Genomic DNA, 18,817 nt, shown 5'->3' on the forward strand with positions numbered 1-18,817 from the left:
TATGCAAGACATTCAATTGAACGTAAACGATTATGATTTTGAATTGCCAGAAGAGTTGATTGCGCAAGTCCCATTGCTCGATCGGACAAGCTCACGCTTGCTCGTATTAGACCGCGAGACAGGGGACATCGAGCATCGCCATTTCCGTGACGTGCTCGATTATTTGAACGAGGGGGATGCGCTCGTCGTCAACGATTCGCGCGTCTTACCGGCACGCCTTTTTGGGGCAAAGCAAGAAACAGGCGGGAAAGTCGAACTGCTCTTGTTGAAGCAGACGGAAGATGATGTATGGGAAGCACTCGTCAAACCGGCGAAAAAAGTTCGTGTCGGCTCCATCGTTGAGTTCGGGGACGGCCTTCTCCGCGCAGAATGCGTCGAGGAGCTCCCAGAAGGTGGACGTCGTTTCAAGTTTGACTATGACGGCATCTTCTATGAGATTTTAGACGAGCTTGGAACGATGCCGCTCCCGCCGTATATTCGCGAACAACTCGATGACCAAGACCGTTATCAGACGGTCTATGCCCGTGAACGAGGCAGTGCGGCCGCTCCGACAGCCGGTCTTCATTTCACTGAGGAACTGCTTGAAGCGGCCAAAGCGAAAGGTGTCCGGTTGATCCCGCTCACACTTCACGTCGGCCTCGGGACGTTCCGTCCGGTGACGGCTGATTCTATCGAGGAACATACGATGCATAGTGAATATTTCGAGTTGTCGGCTGAATCGGCAGCTGCGCTTCGAGAGATTCGAGCGAATGGCGGTCGCATCTTTGCGGTCGGGACGACATCGACGCGCACGCTTGAGACGATCATGCGAGATCACGGGGACTTCGTCGAGTCATCGGGCTGGACGGATATCTTTATTTACCCTGGTGTTGAGTTAAAGGCAATCGATGGATTGATCACGAACTTCCATCTCCCTAAATCAACGCTCGTCATGCTCGTCTCGGCATTCGCGACGCGCGACATCATCTTACACGCTTATCGGACTGCGGTCGCAGAACGATACCGCTTCTTCAGCTTTGGAGACGCGATGCTCATCACGAGGAAGGAAGTAACAAAATGACAAAACATGCAGTCACATACGAACACATCCACACATGCAAACAGACCGGAGCGCGGCACGGAATCGTCCATACGCCGCACGGGTCGTTCGAGACACCGGTCTTCATGCCGGTCGGGACGCAAGCGAGCGTCAAAACGATGGCACCTGAACAGGTCAAGGCGATGGGTGCGAACATCATCTTGTCGAACACGTATCACCTTTGGGTTCGTCCAGGACATGAGGTCATCAAACAAGCCGGTGGACTTCATAAGTTCATGAACTGGGACGGGGCAATCCTCACGGACTCGGGTGGATTCCAAGTGTTCTCACTTGCCGACCTCCGAAATATCCAAGAGGAAGGCGTTCATTTCCGTAACCATTTGAACGGCGACAAGTTGTTCTTGTCACCGGAAAAGGCGATGGAGATTCAAAACGCGCTCGGGTCGGACATCATGATGGCGTTCGATGAGTGTCCGCCTTATCCGGCGACGCATGAATACATGAAGAAGTCGGTCGAGCGGACGAGCCGTTGGGCGGAACGTTGCCTCGAGGCACATGAACGTCCAGAAGACCAAGCGCTCTTCGGCATCATCCAAGGTGGAGAATATGAGGACCTTCGTCGTCAAAGCGCCCAAGACCTCGTCTCTCTTGATTTCCCAGGATATGCGGTCGGTGGTCTCTCGGTCGGTGAACCAAAAGATGTCATGTATCGTGCCCTCGAATTCACGACACCGCTCATGCCAGAGAACAAACCACGTTATTTGATGGGTGTTGGCTCACCGGATGCGTTGATTGAAGGGTCGATTCGCGGAATCGACATGTTCGACTGCGTTCTGCCGACTCGCATCGCACGAAACGGAACGCTCATGACGTCGAAAGGTCGCGTCACGATCAAACAAGCGAAATATAAGACGGACTTTGGTCCAATCGATGAGAAGTGTGACTGCCATACGTGTAAGAACTACTCGCGTGCGTACGTCCACCACTTGATTCGAGCGGATGAGATGTTTGGCCTTCACTTGTGTACGACACATAATCTTCACTTCCTCGTGAAGTTGATGGAGCAGGTTCGTCAAGCGATTCGCGAAGACCGCTTGCTCGATTTCAAAGAAGAGTTCTTCGAAGAATACGGCTACAACAAGCCGAATGCGAAGAATTTCTAAAGAAACGTGTCGGACATTGTGTGACAATGCTTCAGTTTCACGGTATAATGAACCTGATATTGAAGGAAAGGGTGAATGTTACTCATGGAAACACTCGTTGCGTTATTACCAATGATCTTGATTTTCGTCGTATTTTACTTCCTTTTGATTCGTCCACAGACGAAACGCCAAAAAGAAGTACAATCGATGCAAAACGCCCTCGAGCGTGGCGACAGCGTTGTCACAATCGGCGGTTTACACGGCGTCGTTCATCAAATCGAAGACACACATGTCGTTTTGAAATGCGATCAATCGCTTCTCCGTTTCAACCGAAGCGCAGTTGCGGAAGTCGTGAAAAAAGCGAATGCCTCATTTGAGGAATAAGCAAGTAAGCGTCTGACCATCATGGTCAGACGCTTTTTTGTGTGGCTAGAAGTTGGGGGAGAATTCTACGAGCGGCCTCTTGTCCACCATAGATGGCTCTTGAGAACGGGCCGATGATCAAATCGGCGTAAGGACCGGTCAAGTAAAGTCCAGGCGTCCATTCAAGATGCTCATTCAGGACAGGGGTGCCACATGGGGTGAGAGGTAGGTTGAATTGTTCGATCACGGGCTGAAGAAATGTCTCTTTCACAGGATGAGGTCTGATTCCCGTACAACAGACGACTTCTTTTCCGGCAAGTTGTTCACCGTTTACAAATAGCGAACCACTGTCCCGCTCGACTTCTCCGATGATGTGCGTCACAGCGTTCGTCTGTATGAGGCGCTTCACTTTTAAGACGAGATCGTTCGGAGCCGATCCCGGTTTTCGTTCACGGGCGATGAATGATCGTTTTGTCGTCCAGTCTTGTTTTAGACGATGGAAGTCATCTAATCCTTTCGGTCCCATGAACTGTCGATCGGCGTCAAATTGACTCACTTCGAGCGGACGTCTCGTCACAAGGGTGACACGGTGACCTTGATTGGCACGCTTCACGACATAGTGAAGTGCTGTGATGCCACCGCCGACGACAGTCACTTGATCCGATTCATCCGATTGATCTTTTTCGAACACGTGTCGACATTGTTCGTCGGCCCATTCAGGTAACACGACATTTTCCGATTGACCGATCGCGACAATGACCGAGTTCGCGATAATGAGGCGATGATTTGTTCGGGCATGATAGTGTGCGCCATCTTTGCGGAGCGTCATCACCTGTTCATTTCCGAGGAACCGCTCATCAAGGCGATATGCGTTCCATGAGGATTCGGCATGGTCGTTGAACAGTTCGAGCGATGGACGTCCGAACGTATCTTTGAAATGATTGGAACGATAGGCATAGCGCGAGGCGAACTGTTTCAACGCATGGGGATTCGAAGAAACGTGATGCACTCGGGTCGAACGTAGGTGCGACATAGAGATGGATGAAGTTTGTTGTTTCCAGTTCGATAACGGGTCAGTGAGACGGTCGACAATAATCAAATCCTCCAAGCACCCGCCTTGTTCCATATATGAGATGGCGAGGGTCATTCCGTGTACACCAGCACCAATGATTAATAACTTCGTATTTTCCACAATCATAGAGAATCCTTTCAAAGCGTAATAATTACGATTTAAAGTATACAAAGATGACTTCTTTTTGTCAAAACGAATCCGATTCAAAATTTATCCACCTCATTTCGAAAAATCGATTTGATTAATGAAAACGTTTGCACTAATCTCAAGTTGAGAAGAAATCCGAGATGAAGGAGAACGAATGACATGGACGTGAAACGATTGCTTAACCAGATGAAGAAGTGGAAAGGATGGAGCATAAAACGAAGTGGTACGAAACAGAGAGGACGCTCATCGCTGAGACGACGTATGTCCATCGCGCTCATTCCGACGATCATTGCGCTCGTCATTGTCGGCGCGCTCGGATCTTATCAATTGAGACAATCGACTGCCGCCTATGACCGGGTCCTCAGTGAAGGCACGCAGGAAATGCTGCTTGCAGAGAATCTATCATTAGCGGTGACGGATGCCGAACGCTACTTGAACTACTATATGCTTGTAGCCAATCCGAAGACGCTCATCAGTCTCCAGGGAGTTCAAGAACAACGAGACGAATTGATGGCTTCACTCAAGGCATCTTCTTCAGATGAGAAGATCTTGTCTTGGTTGGGAGATTTGGAGAAATTTAACGAGCTATTAGACCGTGAGATGAATCGTGCCGTCGAACTTCGTCAACAACAAGACGAAATCGGCTTCAAAACCGTTCTCAACACGAGTGTGACACCGACGACGGATCGGGTACGCATGACCGTGACCGACCTTGTCGAATATAAAGGGGAGCTCCTCGAGTCTGAGACGAAAGCGGTACAAGCAGATGCAGAAAGTTCAATCCTTTGGATGCTCATCATCAGTGTTGGTGGTGTCGTGATCGGGATTCTGTCCTTACTTGCGCTACAACGGCTTTTCCTAAAACCAATCAATCGACTCGGTCGTCAAGCACGCATCATGGCAGAAGGGGATTTGACTGGAGAAGATATCGAGGTCGCCTCAAACGATGAACTAGGAGACCTGGTTACGGCGTTCAATGAAATGAAGCACAATCTGGTCGGCTTGATTCGTCGGGTTGGTGAAGCGTCGGACAAAGTGACTGCATATTCTGAAGAACTTTACGCAAGCACAGACCATGTCGCGACAACGACCCAAGGCGTGTCCCGGTTGTTCGAAGAGATGAACGTGGCTGCGCAAGGATCCTCGAAGCGAGCGGAAGAAGGGACGATTGGCGTCAATCAAGCGGTGGATGGATTGAATCAAATCGCTGCGGCCTCACAAGGTGTGAATGAGCAGACGATACATACACTTGAGGCGGCGAATGGTGGACTTGAGACCGTTCAATTGGCAGAGAAACGGATGCAAGAAATTCGCCGTGCCAACGAGCTCACTCAACAGATGGTGAACCGTCTATCGAACCAATCGCTTGAAATCGAGAAAATCACCCGTTCGATCACGGCGATCACGGAACAGACGAACTTGCTTGCCTTAAACGCGGCGATTGAAGCAGCACGTGCGGGTGAGCACGGAAAAGGGTTTGCCGTCGTCGCGGCTGAAGTCCGGAAACTCGCCGAGGAATCGAAACAATCCGCCATTCAAATCCAGACCGTTGTCCGCGACATTCAACGTGACACGGAGCAAGTCGAATCGGCGTTCGAAGAATCGAGCGTACATGTGGAGAATGGGGTATCGCAAATGGGAGAAGTGGCCGAGGCGTTCCGTGAGATCGTATCGGTCATCGAAGAGACGTCCCGTCAAATGAGTGAGATTGCGGCAGCAACAGAAGAAGTGAGTGCCAATACGACTGAAGTTGCCGTCTCTGTTGAAGATATGTCGACAAACGCCGTCTCGACACAGCGAAGCGTCGAAGAAGCCGGTGCGAACGTCGAAGAACAGCTTGCCGCCATTCAAGAGATCAACGGCATCGCTGAAACGATGAGTCACATGTCGTCTGAATTAAAAGATGTCGTCCATGTGTTTAAAACGACATAATAAATGCCCTGACGCGCGCGTCAGGGCATTGCTCGTTACATTAATAGGATTAGACTTGTCGCCATGACGATCATACCAGCAACCATTCCATACATTGAATGATGGGCGTGTCCGTATTCACGGGCGGCAGGGAGCAATTCGTCAAGCGAGATGAAGACCATGATGCCACCGACCGCCGCGAACAAGAGTCCGAAGACGGTGTCGCTCAAGAACGGCATGAGTAACAAGAATCCGATGGCCGCTCCAGCTGGTTCGGCAAGCCCTGACAACATCGAAAGCTTGAACGCCTTCTTCCGTGAGCCCGTCGCATAATAAATCGGGACGGAGACGGCAATCCCTTCCGGAATGTTGTGTAGGGCGATGGCGATTGCGATAGCTAAGCCGACGGCCGGGTCATCTAGTGCCGAGACGAACGTCGCAAGTCCTTCTGGGAAGTTGTGAATCCCGATGGCGAGTGCCATGAAAATCCCCATTTTTTTAAGTCGATTTTGTACCTCTGGATGATTGATTGGAGCCACTTCATTTGTCGTCGTCGTTGCGAGTTCATGTGTTGTCGGGTCATTCTGCATCGACTCGACAAACTTGACTTCGTGTGGATTCTCCATTTTCGGAATGAACTTATCGATCATACCAATCAAGAACATCCCACCGAAGAATGCGAGGACGGTGTAGATTGTACCCGTATATTCTCCGTGTGCGCCGACGAGTTCCTCGAGCGCTTTCGGGAAAATCTCGATGAACGACACGTAAATCATGACGCCTCCGGAAAATCCTAGCGAGATGGAGAGGAATGCCGTGTTCGTCCGTTTCGCAAAGAATGCGATCATACTCCCGATCCCGGTAGCTAGACCGGCGAATAGAGTAAGGAGAAAGGCATAAATAACTGTGCTGTCCATATGGAAAGACTCCTTTGATGTTTTGATGTTAGCTACATCATACATGAAGTTTTGCCCATGCGCAACATTTAGTCTTATATGCAAACTCAGTCGAACAATCCGTGAAGGTCGTTACAATTTTAGGAAAATGATTGATAAATGTTTAGAAAATTTGTAATGTTAACGAGAGAAGTTTTTATCAAGAACAGTGGTTTAGAAAGGAAATAGTCGTATGTACAAAAAAGGCAACATTGCGATTTTTGCGATCATCATGATTGCGACAATCCTGCTCGCAGTGTTCACGACACCATGGGTCGTCAAGAACACGAACCTCGGACTCGACTTAAAAGGTGGATTCGAAGTTTTGTATGAAGTACAACCGCTCGAAGACGGCGACGTCATCGACGAGTCGGCGATGAATGCAACCGTTCGCGCCATCAATAACCGAATCAACGTCCTCGGAGTTTCCGAACCGGACGTTCGAATCGAAGAAAACAATCGCATCCGTGTCCAGCTCGCGGGCGTATCGAACCAAAACGAAGCGCGCGAGGTTCTCTCGTCAACGGCACAATTGACATTCCGTGACGTGAACGACAACGTCTTGCTCGATGGGAAAGACTTGGCGCCGCGTGGGGCAGCGCTCAGCTACAACCAACAAGGACAACCGGTCGTTGAGCTGACACTTCAATCGGCCGACAAGTTTGGCGAAGTGACATCTGAGATTGCACAACGTCCAGCTCCTGAGAACCGTCTGGTCATCTGGCTCGACTATGAAGAGGGCGACACATATGAGGAAGAAGTTCAAAAAGAGAACTCGAAAATTGTGTCAGATGCTTCGGTAACGAGTCCGATCTTATCGGATAAAGCCATCATCTCAGGTGGTGGAATTGACGCGGAAAGCGGTCAACGCCTTGCGGACATCTTGAACGCAGGGGCGCTCCCGGTCAAACTAGATGAGATTTACTCGACATCCGTATCGGCCCAGTTCGGTCAAGATGCTTTAGAAGAAACGGTATTTGCCGCAACAATCGGAATCATCGCCGTATTCCTCTTCATGTTGTTCTTCTATCGTCTCCCAGGACTCGTATCGATCATCACGCTTGTTCTGTACATCAACTTGATCATGTTGTTCTTCAACGGAATCAATGCGGTATTGACGCTTCCAGGGATTGCAGCACTCGTCCTCGGGGTCGGTATGGCAGTCGATGCGAACATCATTACCGCGGAACGAATCAAAGACGAACTCCGCTCTGGAAAATCGGTCTTATCGGCATTCCGTGCAGGTAACCGTCGTTCCCTCAGTACGATCATCGATGCCAACTTGACGACGCTCATCTCGGCTGCGGTCTTGTTCTATTTCGGACAAAGCTCGGTCAAAGGATTTGCTGTCATGCTCATGATCTCAATCGGGATGACGTTCATCTCGAACGTATTCATCTCACGTTATTTGATGCACCTCCTTGTCTCAAGTCGTCTGTTCGACAAACGCAAAGGATGGTTTGGTGTGAAGGAGAGTGAAATCCGTGAACTTTAAGCTTACTGAATGGAATTACGTGAAACATATGCGCACGATGTTCTTGGTTTCGACGGCAATCGTCGTTCTCGGAATCGGTCTCTTGTTCTTCCGTGGGTTGAACCTCGGAATCGATTTTGCTTCAGGGACGCGGGTCGAAGTACTAACGGAAGAACGTGTGTCGCAAGAAGAATTCACGAAAGCGTTTAACGATGCCGGAGTTGACCAAGAGATTTCAAGCGTCCAATATGCAAATGAAGGTCGCTTGGCATACGTGACGTTCGTTGGCCAATTGGGCCAAGAGGAAGTCGCGAACGTCAAGACGGCGTTCACTGAACAATTCGGGAACGACCCGAACATCAGCACCGTCTCGGCTCAAGTCGGTCGTGACTTGGCGAAAAATGCTTTGTATGCGGTAGCCGTCGCTTCGATCGGGATTATTCTCTACATCACGGTGCGTTTCCAATTCTCATATGCACTTGCAACTGTTATCGCGATGTTACACGATGCCTTCTTCATGATCGTCGCGTTCTCGCTCTTTGGGATCGAGGTCAACTTGTACTTTATCGCCGCGATCTTGACCATCATCGGTTACTCGGTCAACGATACGATCGTAACGTTCGACCGGGTCCGCGAGAACATCACGTCGTATGAAAAGGAACGAAAAATCAAGTCGATGGACGTCTATGAGTCGATCATCAACAAGTCGATTCAAGAGACAATCGTACGGTCCGTGAATACGGTCATCACGGTACTCGTTACAGCGATTGCCTTGTATGTATTCGGGGCAGAGTCGATTCGCAGCTTCTCGCTCGCGCTCATCGTCGGACTTTTCATGGGGATGTATTCTTCGATCTTCATTGCATCGTATTTATGGCTCCTCATCAAACGTACGACAATCAACAAGAAAAAAGATACGCCGGTCACAGAGGCGTAACAAGTGGGTCTCCCTTCAATCGGGAGACCTTTTCAAATGTCAAGACGGCACATCTTTCACGCGGTCTGCTATAATCTACAATTGATTGGAGTGAAGGACATGTACCATTCGAAAAAACAGTGGCTCTATCCGGAAACAAATCCGGACGACGTTACGCGTTTACAAAACGAATTAAATATATCAGCACAACTGGCGACGTTGCTTGTTCAGCGTGGTCATCAAGACGTAGAAGCGGCCAAGGCATTCTTGTATGCCGAGGATGAACTCGTCTTTCATGACCCGTATTTGTTTGAACAGATGGAGAAAGTCGTCACCCGCATCAAACGGGCAGCAGACGATGGGGAAATGGTGCTCATCTATGGTGACTATGATGTCGACGGGGTCAGTGCCTCATCTGTCATGTGGCATGCGTTGACCGAAATTGGTGTCATGGCCGAGTGTTATATCCCGAACCGTTTCACTGAAGGTTATGGACCGAACAAAGAAGCGTTCCAATGGGCAGCGAACGAAGGATTCACCTTGGTCGTCACGGTGGACTGTGGAATTTCTGGGATTGAAGAAGCCACACTCTTAAAAGACCTTGGCGTCGATTTGATCATCACAGACCACCACGAGCCGAAAGAGACATTGCCGGACGCCTATGCAATCATTCATCCACATATCGACCCGGGATATCCATACGATAAACTCGCCGGTGCGGGAGTAGCTCTCAAAGTGGCGCACGCCGTTTTAGGGAGAATGCCGGAAGAACTCCTTGATTTGGCCGTCCTCGGAACGATTGCCGACCTCGTCCCACTCGACGGAGAGAATCGGTTGCTCGCGAAGAAGGGGATTGCCGCGCTCGAGGCTTCAAAACGTCCAGGTATTCTAGCATTACGTGAAGTATGTGGTCTCGGTGACAGCGTATTAAACGAAGAGTCGGTCGGTTTCGCGTTCGGTCCACGCATCAATGCCGCGGGTCGACTCGATTCAGCGATGCCGGCATTACAAATGCTCCTGGCTGAACATGTCGAGGAAGCGCTCGAGCTCGCGAAACAGCTCGATAAGCAAAACAAAGAACGTCAAGACATCGTCAAGACGATCGCTGCTGAAGCGAAAGAACTCGTTGAAGCGTCGATGACCGAGGACCGTGTACTCGTCGTGGCGAGTGAGAAGTGGAATCCTGGCGTCGTCGGGATTGTCGCATCTCGTCTCGTCGAGGCGTACTATCGTCCAGTCATCCTCCTTTGCCACGACCCCGAGACGGGTAAGGCGAAAGGATCGGGGCGCTCCATCGATGGATTTGACCTCTTCAAGGAACTTTCGAAGAATGAAGATATCTTGCCACACTTTGGCGGACATCCAGCCGCGGCCGGGATGACCCTTCAGTCGGAACACGTCGCCGAACTACGAGAGCGACTGAACCGTCAGGCGGAGTCCATCCCCGATGACGTGTTTGTACCACGAGTCAACGTCGACTTGAAACTCTCCGTTAACGACGTTTCGCTCGATTTGATCTCAGAGATTGGAAAGCTCGCGCCATTTGGTATGGGGAATCCATCCCCTCGCGTCGTTGTCGCAGATGCGAAACTGCGAGATATTCGCCAAATCGGACGGGATGCCACGCATTTGAAAGTACAGCTCGCCGGAGACAAGCGTGAGCTCGATGGTATTGGATTTGGATTCGGGCACGTCGTTTCAGAGATTTCAAAGATGGCTCATATCTCGGTGATGGGAAGTCTTCAAGTCAACGAATGGAACGGAATGCGTAAACCGCAGCTCATGATTCAAGATTTACGGGTCGATGACTTCCAAGTGTTTGACTATCGTGGGAAGAAAAAATCAATGCAAGAGTTGAAAGATTTGCCGAAAGAACAGACGTCATTTTTATCTTTCCAAGGGACGAACGAAGATTTTCCACTCCATGAAGGAGATGAACCGCTCAACCGTTTCGTCGTTCTGCTCGATCTTCCGGACGATGAAGAGGTGCTCGCAGAAAAACTTCATGAGGGGATTGAACGTATTTATTGTGCCTTCGGTCAAGGAGACTCGTTCTTTGAACGTCTTCCGTCCCGTGAGGATTTCCGAACGTATTATGTCCATATGGCAACATGCGAACGGAAAAATCTACGTGAAAACCTGATTCGTCTGTCAAAAGAGCGAAAATGGTCAAAAAATACGATTCAATTTATGCATCAAGTATTCTCTGAACTCGAATTTCTTGTTACAATGGAAGACGGACTGCCTGGAGTCAATCCAGAAGCACCGAAACGCGATTTGACCGAGGCGCCGTGCTATCAACGCCGGATTGGGCGCCAACAACTCGAAGAGCGTTTCGTATACGCGTCATTGGCGGAGCTCAAAGAGCGGTTACAATCGTTGCGATCGAACAAGATGCAGGAGGCATACACATAAAATGGATTTCAAACAGCATATTAAAGAAGTAGCAGATTACCCGAAGGAAGGAATCAGCTTCAAAGATATCACGTCACTCATGCAAGATGGCGAAGTCTACAAGAAAGCAGTAGATGAGCTCGTTGTTTATGCACGTGAACGTGGAGCGGAGTTGATCGCTGGTCCGGAAGCACGCGGATTCGTCGTCGGTTGCCCGGCAGCGTATGCGCTCGAACTCGGGTTTGTACCAGTACGTAAAGAAGGAAAGTTACCACGTGAGACAGTACGAGTTTCATACGGTCTTGAGTATGGAACGGACATTTTAACGATGCACAAAGATTCAATCAAACCTGGACAACAAGTCGTCATCTTGGATGACTTGCTCGCAACAGGTGGTACGATTGAAGCAACGATTAAAATGATTGAACAACTCGGTGGTGTTGTGGCAGGGATCGGGTTCTTGATCGAACTCGACGGACTTGGTGGACGTGAGCGTCTTGAAGGATACGACGTGTTCTCACTCATCCGCTACGAAGACTAATTTGAACGGGAAGCGATATGCTTCCCGTTTTTGAATAGTTTTTAAGGAAAATAACCTACAACCTTTGACAGGTCGTCAGATTTTTTCGATAATGGTTATAAAAATCACAGAATCTTGAATACAAACTACTACCATGCTGCGACGAATCCGAGGCGATTGGAGCGGTTAGAAAAAGGGTGTCGAATGTTATGACCAAAAAACAAATCGTAAGTATTGAGGATCTTCTCGACGCGCTCGGGGAGTATATGGGTGACGACGATATAGCCGAAGTGAAACGCGCTTACGAATACGCAAAACTTCATCATACCGGTCAGTTCCGACGTTCGGGCGAGCCCTATATTCTCCATCCGGTCCAAGTGGCCGGCATTCTCGTTGATATCGGCTTAGACGCCACAACGATTATTGGAGCGCTCTTGCATGATGTTGTCGAAGATACGGATGTTTCGTTACAGCAATTGACGGACGATTTTGGTCCAGACGTGGCCATGCTCGTCGATGGCGTCACGAAACTTGGTAAGATTAAATATAAATCGAAAAAAGAAGAACTTGCTGAAAACCACCGGAAGATGATTATCGCCATGGCAGAAGACGTGCGCGTGATCTTGATCAAACTTGCGGACCGGCTCCACAATATGCGGACACTGCAGCATATGCCGAAAGAGAAACAAGTCCAAAAAGCGGAAGAGACGCTTGAAATCTTTGCTCCTCTCGCACACCGGATGGGGATTTCGACAATCAAGTGGGAGCTCGAGGATATTTCGTTACGTTATATCAACCCACAGCAATACTACAAGATCGTCTCGATGATGAAACAGAAACGGACGGAACGAGAAGCACTCGTCACCTCTGTCATCACGGAAGTGAACGGGGTTCTTGAGGAAGTGCATATCGATGCCGACGTGAACGGTCGACCGAAGCACATCTATTCTATCTATAACAAGATGGTGAAGCATAAAAAAGAGTTCAATGAAATTTACGATTTGATGGCGGTCCGCATTATCGTTGATTCGATTCGTGATTGTTATGCCGTGCTCGGAATCATCCACACCCAGTACAAGCCGATGCCGGGACGTTTCAAAGATTATATCGCTATGCCGAAGCCGAACATGTATCAGTCGCTCCATACGACAGTGATTGGACCGAAAGGTGAGCCGCTCGAAGTCCAAATTCGGACGAAAGACATGCATTTCATCGCTGAGTTCGGGATTGCGGCACACTGGGCGTATAAAGAAGGGAAAAACGTCTCGACGAACGGATTCGACGAGAAGATCGCCCATCTTCGTGAGATTCTTGAACTTCAAAAGGATACGACGGATGCCGAGGAATTCATGGAATCCCTCAAAGTCGATTTCTTTAGCGACATGCTGTACGTCTTCACACCAAAAGGAGACGTATTCGAGTTGCCGAAGGGCTCAGTCCCGATTGACTATGCGTACCGGATTCATACGGAGATCGGGCACCGGATGACGGGTGCGAAAGTGAACGGCCGGATGGTACCGCTCGACTACAAACTGGAGACTGGTGACATCATCGAAATCATCACGTCGAAGCATAGTTACGGACCGAGTAAGGATTGGTTGAAGCTCGCTGTTTCAAGTCAGGCGAAGAACAAGATTCGTCAATGGTTCAAACGTCAGCAACGTGAAGAAAACGTCGAGAAAGGGAAAGATCTCGTCGAAGCAGAAATTAAGAAACTTGGTTTTGAACCGAAAGAGATTATCGATGAACCTGCACTCAGTATCGTCGTCGAGAAGTTCAACTTCGGGAACGAGGAAGAGATGTACGCCGCTGTCGGTTATCAAGGCATCACTGCCGCACAAGTCGCACATAAGTTGACGGAGAAGCAGCGGAAAGAACCGAAACTCGAACTGTCGGAAGCCATCAGCGAATTGAAAGTCAGTCAGGCACCGAAGAAGAAAACGACGGAAGCGGGCGTGACGGTCAAAGGCATCGACAACATGCTCGTTCGCATGAGCCGTTGTTGTAACCCGGTACCGGGGGATGAAATCGTCGGATACATTACCCGTGGACGCGGTGTCTCAATTCACCGGAAAGACTGCTTGAACATTGTCAACGAACAACACCCAGAGCGTCTCCTTGACGTCGAATGGGAAGTCGGACAAGCGAAAGAGAAGAACTATAACGTCGACATCGAAATCACAGGATATGATCGCTCAGGTCTCTTAAACGACGTCCTTCAAGCAGTATCGGCGACGAATACGAATATCGTGGCCGTCAGTGGTCGGGGCGACCAAAACAAACAGGCCCGCATCTCGATGACCATCTCGATTCCGAACGTGAACCATTTGCAGAAAGTCGTCGAGCGCATCAAACAAATCTCAGACGTGTATTCGGTCAGCCGAGTCATGATGACGTGACGAAAGGAAGAGGAACGTGCGTGTATTATTGCAACGAGTGAAAGAAGCATCAGTCACAGTCGAGGAAGAAGTCGTCGGGGCAATCAACGCCGGGTACTTGCTTCTCGTCGGTGTGACACATGAAGATACAGAAGAAGAAGTGAACTGGCTCGCCGACAAGGTGACCGGACTTCGCGTCTTCGAGGACGATCAAGAAAAGATGAACTTATCGATTCAAGACGTGTCCGGACAAATTTTATCTGTCTCTCAGTTCACTTTATATGGAGACACGATGAAAGGGCGGCGACCTGCTTTTACAAAGGCCGCAAAACCGGATATGGCCGAGACGCTTTATGAAAAATTCAATGAGCGACTCCGGTCGAATGGGCTCGTCGTAGAGACGGGACGCTTCGGAGCGATGATGGACGTCGCCCTCGTCAACGACGGACCGGTCACACTCATGCTCGAAAAAAACGCTTGACAGATGCCGGCTTGATTCGGCATCATGAAGCATATAGTCAAACACCTACGATAAAGAAGAGTACGGTCAACCCACCAGCAAAGAGAGCGATGCCTTGGCTGAAAGCATCGACTGGATGATGACCCGAACGACACTTTGGAGGTGCTCCCTTGAAAGCGAGTAGGGGGAGCCGTTTCATCGGGCGTTAACCGATTTCGAGTGGCAGAGTTTCAAGTGATGGCTCTGCAACGAGGGTGGTACCACGGGAAACTGACACAGGCTCTCGTCCCTTTGCGGACGAGGGCCTTTTTGTATTATTAAGGAGGGAAATGTGATGATGAAAGCACCACGCGGTACACAAGACCTGCTTCCGGGCACGGTCGAGACGTGGCAATATGTCGAAGAAAAGCTTCGCGACATGAGCGCCCGTTATAACTATAAAGAAATCCGCACACCAATCTTTGAAACGACGAACTTGTTCACACGCAGTGTCGGGGAAACGACGGACATCGTCCAAAAAGAGATGTTCACGCTCGTGAAGAAAGGGAAAGACGAGTACACGCTTCGCCCAGAAGGAACGGCATCTGTCGTTCGTGCGTTCGTGACGAACAAACTGTTCGGAAATCCGGACCAGCCGACCAAGCTCTACTACATGGGACCAATGTTCCGCTACGAGCGTCCACAAAAAGGTCGCTTCCGTCAGCTTCACCAATACGGTGTCGAAGCAATCGGTAGTAGTGACCCGGCCGTTGACGCTGAGGTCATCAGCCTCGCCTATTCGATTTACAAGTCGTTCGGACTTCAGAAAATCAAAGTTGTCGTCAACTCGCTTGGGGACGCGGAAAGCCGCAACGCCCACCGCGATGCGCTCATCCGTCACTTTGAGCCGGTAGCAGGCGAACTTTGCCAAGACTGTCAGTCACGCCTGTATAAGAATCCGCTTCGCATTTTGGATTGTAAGGTCGACCGCGATCACCCGTCGATGAAGACGGCCCCGTCGATTCTTGAATATTTGAACGAAGAGTCGAAGGCCTATTTCGACCAAGTGCTCGCACAACTCGATGCACTTGGTGTCGCCTATGAAGTCGACCCGACGCTCGTCCGTGGACTCGATTACTACACGCACACTGCGTTTGAAATCATGTCTGAGGCAGAAGGATTCGGAGCCATCACGACGCTTTGTGGCGGCGGACGCTATAACGGTCTCGTACAAGATATCGGCGGACCGGACATGCCGGGAATCGGTTTTGGAATCGGGTTGGAGCGTCTCATCCTCGCATTAGAGAATGAAGGAGTCCTACCTGAACTCGAGACAGGACTTGATGTCTTCATCGTCGCCCAAGGCGGAAAAGAAGTCGAATTGACGGCGACACGCCTCCTACAACTCCTCCGCATGGAAGGGTTCAAAGCAGACCGTGATTACCAAGGACGCAAGTTCAAAGGACAATTCAAACAGGCGGACCGTCTGAAAGCCAAGTTCACAGTCATCTTAGGGGATGACGAAGTCGAACGAGGGTCAGCCGCCTTGAAAGATATGACGACTGGTGAACAAGTCGACGTGCCACTCTCGGCCGTCGCAGACAAAATTCGTGAACTATCGGAAGGAGCAGGACAATGATCGGACGCACACATATGAACGGCCGCGTGACAGAGTCACTCATCGGCCAGGAAGTACAATTAAAAGGATGGGTACAAAAACGTCGTGACCTCGGAGGTCTCATCTTCATCGATCTTCGTGACCGCACAGGGATCGTCCAAGTCGTCGTTCGCCCAGAGAACGAAGCGGTCCACCAACTCGCGGAGACGATTCGTAGTGAGTTCGTCCTCGACGTGAAAGGGACGGTTCTCGAGCGTGAGAACAAGAACCCGAACATGCCGACAGGAAATATCGAAGTCATCGCTTCAGAGATCAACATCTTAAACGCTGCGAAGATGACACCAATCCCAATCGGTGACGAAGCGGAAAACGTTTCAGAAGACCTGCGTCTCAAATACCGTTACCTCGACCTTCGTCGTCCGGCGCTCCAAGAGACGTTCCGTCTCCGCTCGAAAACGTCGAACACGATTCGTAACTTCTTGACGGAGCAAGAGTTCCTTGAAGTCGAAACACCGATTTTGACGAAGTCGACGCCAGAAGGCGCACGTGACTATCTCGTACCGAGCCGTGTCCATGGTGGTGAGTTCTATGCACTTCCACAATCACCACAGCTCTTCAAACAGTTGCTCATGGTCGCAGGATTTGACCGTTACTTCCAAATCGCACGCTGCTTCCGTGACGAGGACCTTCGTGCAGACCGTCAACCTGAATTCACACAAGTCGACATCGAAACGAGCTTCATGGACATCGAAGACTTGATGGCGATGATGGAATCGATGATGGGACAAGTCATGGAATCGACGCTCGGTCGTACGGACACACCAGCGAAGTTCGAGCGGATGACACACGCGGAAGCGATGCGTCGTTTTGGTTCGGATAAACCGGACACGCGCTTCGGTCTCGAACTCATCGACGTGGCAGACGCTGTGAAAGGTGCTGGCTTTAAAGTGTTCGATGCAGCACTCGAATCAAACGGGCAAGTCAAGGCGATCAACGTCAAAGGTGAGGCGGACAACTTCTCACGTAAAGACATCGACAAGCTTCAAGAGTTCACGGCGGTGTACGGTGCGAAAGGTCTCGCATGGCTCAAAGTGACAGCGGAAGGCTTGAACGGTCCAATCGCGAAGTTCTTTGATGAGACATACGCACAGAAGCTAATTGAAGCCACAGATGCAGAAGCAGGTGACCTTCTTCTCTTCGTCGCATCGAAACCAACTGTCGTTGCAGACAGCCTTGGCGCACTCCGCGTCAAGCTCGGTCACGAACTTGGTCTCATCGACGAATCGAAGTTCAACTTCCTTTGGGTAACGGACTTCCCACTCGTAACGTTTGAAGAAGAAGACGGTCGCTTCTATGCGAACCACCATCCGTTCACGATGCCAAACCGTGAAGACCTCCATCTTCTCGAGACAGATCCGGCAAGTGTACGCGCGGTTGCGTATGACCTCGTCTTGAACGGTTACGAACTCGGTGGCGGTTCACAGCGTATTTATGAGCGTGACATTCAAGAGCGCATGTTCAAATTGCTTGGTTTCACACAAGAAGAAGCGGTTGAACAGTTCGGCTTCTTGCTTGAAGCGTTCGAATACGGTACACCGCCACATGCGGGAATCGCACTCGGTCTCGACCGTCTCGTCATGATTCTTGCAGGTCGTTCGAACCTTCGCGACACAATCGCCTTCCCGAAAACGGCTTCGGCAAGCTGTCTCTTGACGCAAGCACCGAGCCCTGTCGCGGACGCGCAACTCGAAGAGTTATCGATTCGTACGGCAATAAAAGAGAAAAAATAAGCATAAAAAAACGAGGGTTGCCATGGCAATCCTCGTTTTTTGTATGTGTGAAACGGATTTTGGATTCAACACGAGATGGTAGATATTTAATTGGAACACATCCTCTTGTTAACGTTTATCCTCTTCTCGCTGCATGTATTTCGCTGTTCGCTGCAACGCGAAACCAAACGCAAACAGCGAGGCGATGACTGCGGACATCGTATAGACCGAATCGATAAACGCCAGATAGATTCCAAGTAGTCCGAGACCGAAACTCACGAAAAAGAGAATGAGGAGTCTCGGATGTTGTTTCAGTGTCTGTTTCATCGGCTCGGAACGTTCAACTGACATCCTGTGCCGTCCGTCACGAGTAGATTCGAATTGAACACTTGGCCGTCACTCTTCAAGACGAGCGTACGACGGTCTTCGAGGAAATCGATTTTCATCTGTTCATCTAAAAACACTTTTGTCCAGTTTTTGATTAAGATTGGTCCGATGTTGGATTCGATTTCAACGTCTTCCGGAGTCGTCTCGGTTACGTATCGAATCTCAAAGATTCCGCTGTTCCCACAACCACAACCTTCTGTCTCATAAAAGAGGTGCATCTGTCCTTCGCGTTCGCCTTTCAATGACTCGATTCGTTCAAGGGCACGATCTGTAATGTGTACATGCATGTGTATCACTCCTTACTTTTATTATA

14 protein-coding genes, 1 pseudogene and 1 other annotated feature are annotated in these 18,817 nt (G+C 49.9%); of the genes and pseudogenes, 11 read left to right on the forward strand and 4 right to left on the reverse strand.

What is annotated here, in order from left to right; all coding sequences use genetic code 11:
- Position 1 precedes the first annotated feature (1 nt).
- From queA to yajC, 3 genes are all read left to right on the forward strand, one after another.
- Positions 2–1,060, forward strand: a complete 1,059-nt coding sequence (gene queA, locus ACFO4U_RS01315; RefSeq protein ID WP_015881168.1) for a tRNA preQ1(34) S-adenosylmethionine ribosyltransferase-isomerase QueA — start codon at positions 2–4, stop codon at positions 1,058–1,060.
- Positions 1,057–2,202 carry a tRNA guanosine(34) transglycosylase Tgt gene (tgt, locus tag ACFO4U_RS01320; RefSeq protein WP_074037468.1) on the forward strand — a complete coding sequence of 382 codons (1,146 nt, stop codon included), beginning with the start codon at positions 1,057–1,059 and terminating at the stop codon, positions 2,200–2,202. Before queA ends, tgt begins: the two co-directional genes overlap by 4 nt.
- A gap of 84 nt (positions 2,203–2,286) precedes the next feature.
- Positions 2,287–2,565: a preprotein translocase subunit YajC gene (gene yajC, locus ACFO4U_RS01325; RefSeq protein WP_026826452.1), complete on the forward strand. Its 279-nt coding sequence runs from the start codon at positions 2,287–2,289 to the stop codon at positions 2,563–2,565.
- A gap of 25 nt (positions 2,566–2,590) precedes the next feature.
- Here the strand turns inward: yajC and ACFO4U_RS01330 are convergent, their stop codons facing one another.
- Entirely contained in the window at positions 2,591–3,742 is a 1,152-nt protein-coding gene (locus tag ACFO4U_RS01330; protein ID WP_215244097.1) for an NAD(P)-binding domain-containing protein, read from the reverse strand.
- 180 nt (positions 3,743–3,922) lie between these two features.
- On the opposite strand from ACFO4U_RS01330, the gene ACFO4U_RS01335 reads away from it, so the two are divergent.
- Positions 3,923–5,695, forward strand: a complete 1,773-nt coding sequence (locus ACFO4U_RS01335; RefSeq protein ID WP_074037467.1) for a methyl-accepting chemotaxis protein — start codon at positions 3,923–3,925, stop codon at positions 5,693–5,695.
- Positions 5,696–5,730: 35 nt separating this feature from the next.
- On the opposite strand, the gene zupT is transcribed toward ACFO4U_RS01335, so the two are convergent.
- Complete coding sequence (zupT, locus tag ACFO4U_RS01340; RefSeq protein ID WP_215244096.1) at positions 5,731–6,591, reverse strand: zinc transporter ZupT; 861 nt, start codon at positions 6,589–6,591, stop codon at positions 5,731–5,733.
- A 211-nt stretch (positions 6,592–6,802) separates the two neighbouring features.
- Here zupT and secD point away from each other — a divergent pair.
- The 7 genes and pseudogenes from secD (at position 6,803) to aspS (ending at position 18,138) form a co-directional block, all read left to right on the forward strand.
- A pseudogene (gene secD / locus ACFO4U_RS01345) lies at positions 6,803–9,020 on the forward strand (protein translocase subunit SecD).
- 99 nt (positions 9,021–9,119) lie between these two features.
- Positions 9,120–11,414, forward strand: coding sequence for a single-stranded-DNA-specific exonuclease RecJ (gene recJ, locus ACFO4U_RS01350; protein WP_215244095.1), 2,295 nt, complete (start codon positions 9,120–9,122; stop codon positions 11,412–11,414).
- Between the two features lies 1 nt (position 11,415).
- Positions 11,416–11,934, forward strand: coding sequence for an adenine phosphoribosyltransferase (locus ACFO4U_RS01355; RefSeq protein WP_074037462.1), 519 nt, complete (start codon positions 11,416–11,418; stop codon positions 11,932–11,934).
- Between the two features lie 188 nt (positions 11,935–12,122).
- Positions 12,123–14,312, forward strand: a complete 2,190-nt coding sequence (locus ACFO4U_RS01360; protein ID WP_074037461.1) for a RelA/SpoT family protein — start codon at positions 12,123–12,125, stop codon at positions 14,310–14,312.
- 16 nt (positions 14,313–14,328) lie between these two features.
- Complete coding sequence (gene dtd / locus ACFO4U_RS01365; protein WP_031421442.1) at positions 14,329–14,772, forward strand: D-aminoacyl-tRNA deacylase; 444 nt, start codon at positions 14,329–14,331, stop codon at positions 14,770–14,772.
- Between the two features lie 38 nt (positions 14,773–14,810).
- Positions 14,811–15,045: a binding site (T-box leader), on the forward strand.
- Between the two features lie 43 nt (positions 15,046–15,088).
- Positions 15,089–16,369, forward strand: a complete 1,281-nt coding sequence (gene hisS, locus ACFO4U_RS01370) for a histidine--tRNA ligase (RefSeq protein ID WP_074037952.1) — start codon at positions 15,089–15,091, stop codon at positions 16,367–16,369.
- The gene (gene aspS / locus ACFO4U_RS01375) at positions 16,366–18,138 is read left to right on the forward strand and encodes an aspartate--tRNA ligase (RefSeq protein ID WP_074037459.1); all 1,773 of its coding nucleotides are present in this window, start codon (positions 16,366–16,368) and stop codon (positions 18,136–18,138) included. Before hisS ends, aspS begins: the two co-directional genes overlap by 4 nt.
- A gap of 108 nt (positions 18,139–18,246) precedes the next feature.
- Here the strand turns inward: aspS and ACFO4U_RS01380 are convergent, their stop codons facing one another.
- Together ACFO4U_RS01380 and ACFO4U_RS01385 are read right to left on the reverse strand one after the other, a co-directional pair.
- Positions 18,247–18,468 (reverse strand): hypothetical protein, encoded by a 222-nt coding sequence (locus ACFO4U_RS01380; RefSeq protein WP_143180248.1) that lies wholly within the window; start codon positions 18,466–18,468, stop codon positions 18,247–18,249.
- Positions 18,441–18,791 carry an iron-sulfur cluster biosynthesis family protein gene (locus ACFO4U_RS01385; RefSeq protein ID WP_015881180.1) on the reverse strand — a complete coding sequence of 117 codons (351 nt, stop codon included), beginning with the start codon at positions 18,789–18,791 and terminating at the stop codon, positions 18,441–18,443. Before ACFO4U_RS01385 ends, ACFO4U_RS01380 begins: the two co-directional genes overlap by 28 nt.
- Between the last annotated feature and the right edge of the window lie 26 nt (positions 18,792–18,817).

Source organism: Exiguobacterium profundum (genome assembly GCF_042652865.1).
Taxonomy (GTDB): Bacteria; Bacillota; Bacilli; order Exiguobacteriales; family Exiguobacteriaceae; genus Exiguobacterium; species Exiguobacterium profundum.

Excerpts from the sequence above, each read along its gene's own strand:
- yajC (WP_026826452.1), top strand. The coding sequence starts at position 2,287 with ATGGAAACACTCGTTGCGTTATTACCAATGATCTTGATTTTCGTCGTA.
- queA (WP_015881168.1), top strand. The coding sequence starts at position 2 with ATGCAAGACATTCAATTGAACGTAAACGATTATGATTTTGAATTGCCA.
- ACFO4U_RS01330 (WP_215244097.1), bottom strand. The coding sequence starts at position 3,742 with ATGATTGTGGAAAATACGAAGTTATTAATCATTGGTGCTGGTGTACAC.
- aspS (WP_074037459.1), top strand. The coding sequence starts at position 16,366 with ATGATCGGACGCACACATATGAACGGCCGCGTGACAGAGTCACTCATC.
- tgt (WP_074037468.1), top strand. The coding sequence starts at position 1,057 with ATGACAAAACATGCAGTCACATACGAACACATCCACACATGCAAACAG.
- ACFO4U_RS01385 (WP_015881180.1), bottom strand. The coding sequence starts at position 18,791 with ATGCATGTACACATTACAGATCGTGCCCTTGAACGAATCGAGTCATTG.
- recJ (WP_215244095.1), top strand. The coding sequence starts at position 9,120 with ATGTACCATTCGAAAAAACAGTGGCTCTATCCGGAAACAAATCCGGAC.
- ACFO4U_RS01380 (WP_143180248.1), bottom strand. The coding sequence starts at position 18,468 with ATGTCAGTTGAACGTTCCGAGCCGATGAAACAGACACTGAAACAACAT.
- ACFO4U_RS01355 (WP_074037462.1), top strand. The coding sequence starts at position 11,416 with ATGGATTTCAAACAGCATATTAAAGAAGTAGCAGATTACCCGAAGGAA.
- ACFO4U_RS01335 (WP_074037467.1), top strand. The coding sequence starts at position 3,923 with ATGGACGTGAAACGATTGCTTAACCAGATGAAGAAGTGGAAAGGATGG.
- ACFO4U_RS01360 (WP_074037461.1), top strand. The coding sequence starts at position 12,123 with ATGACCAAAAAACAAATCGTAAGTATTGAGGATCTTCTCGACGCGCTC.
- zupT (WP_215244096.1), bottom strand. The coding sequence starts at position 6,591 with ATGGACAGCACAGTTATTTATGCCTTTCTCCTTACTCTATTCGCCGGT.
- hisS (WP_074037952.1), top strand. The coding sequence starts at position 15,089 with ATGAAAGCACCACGCGGTACACAAGACCTGCTTCCGGGCACGGTCGAG.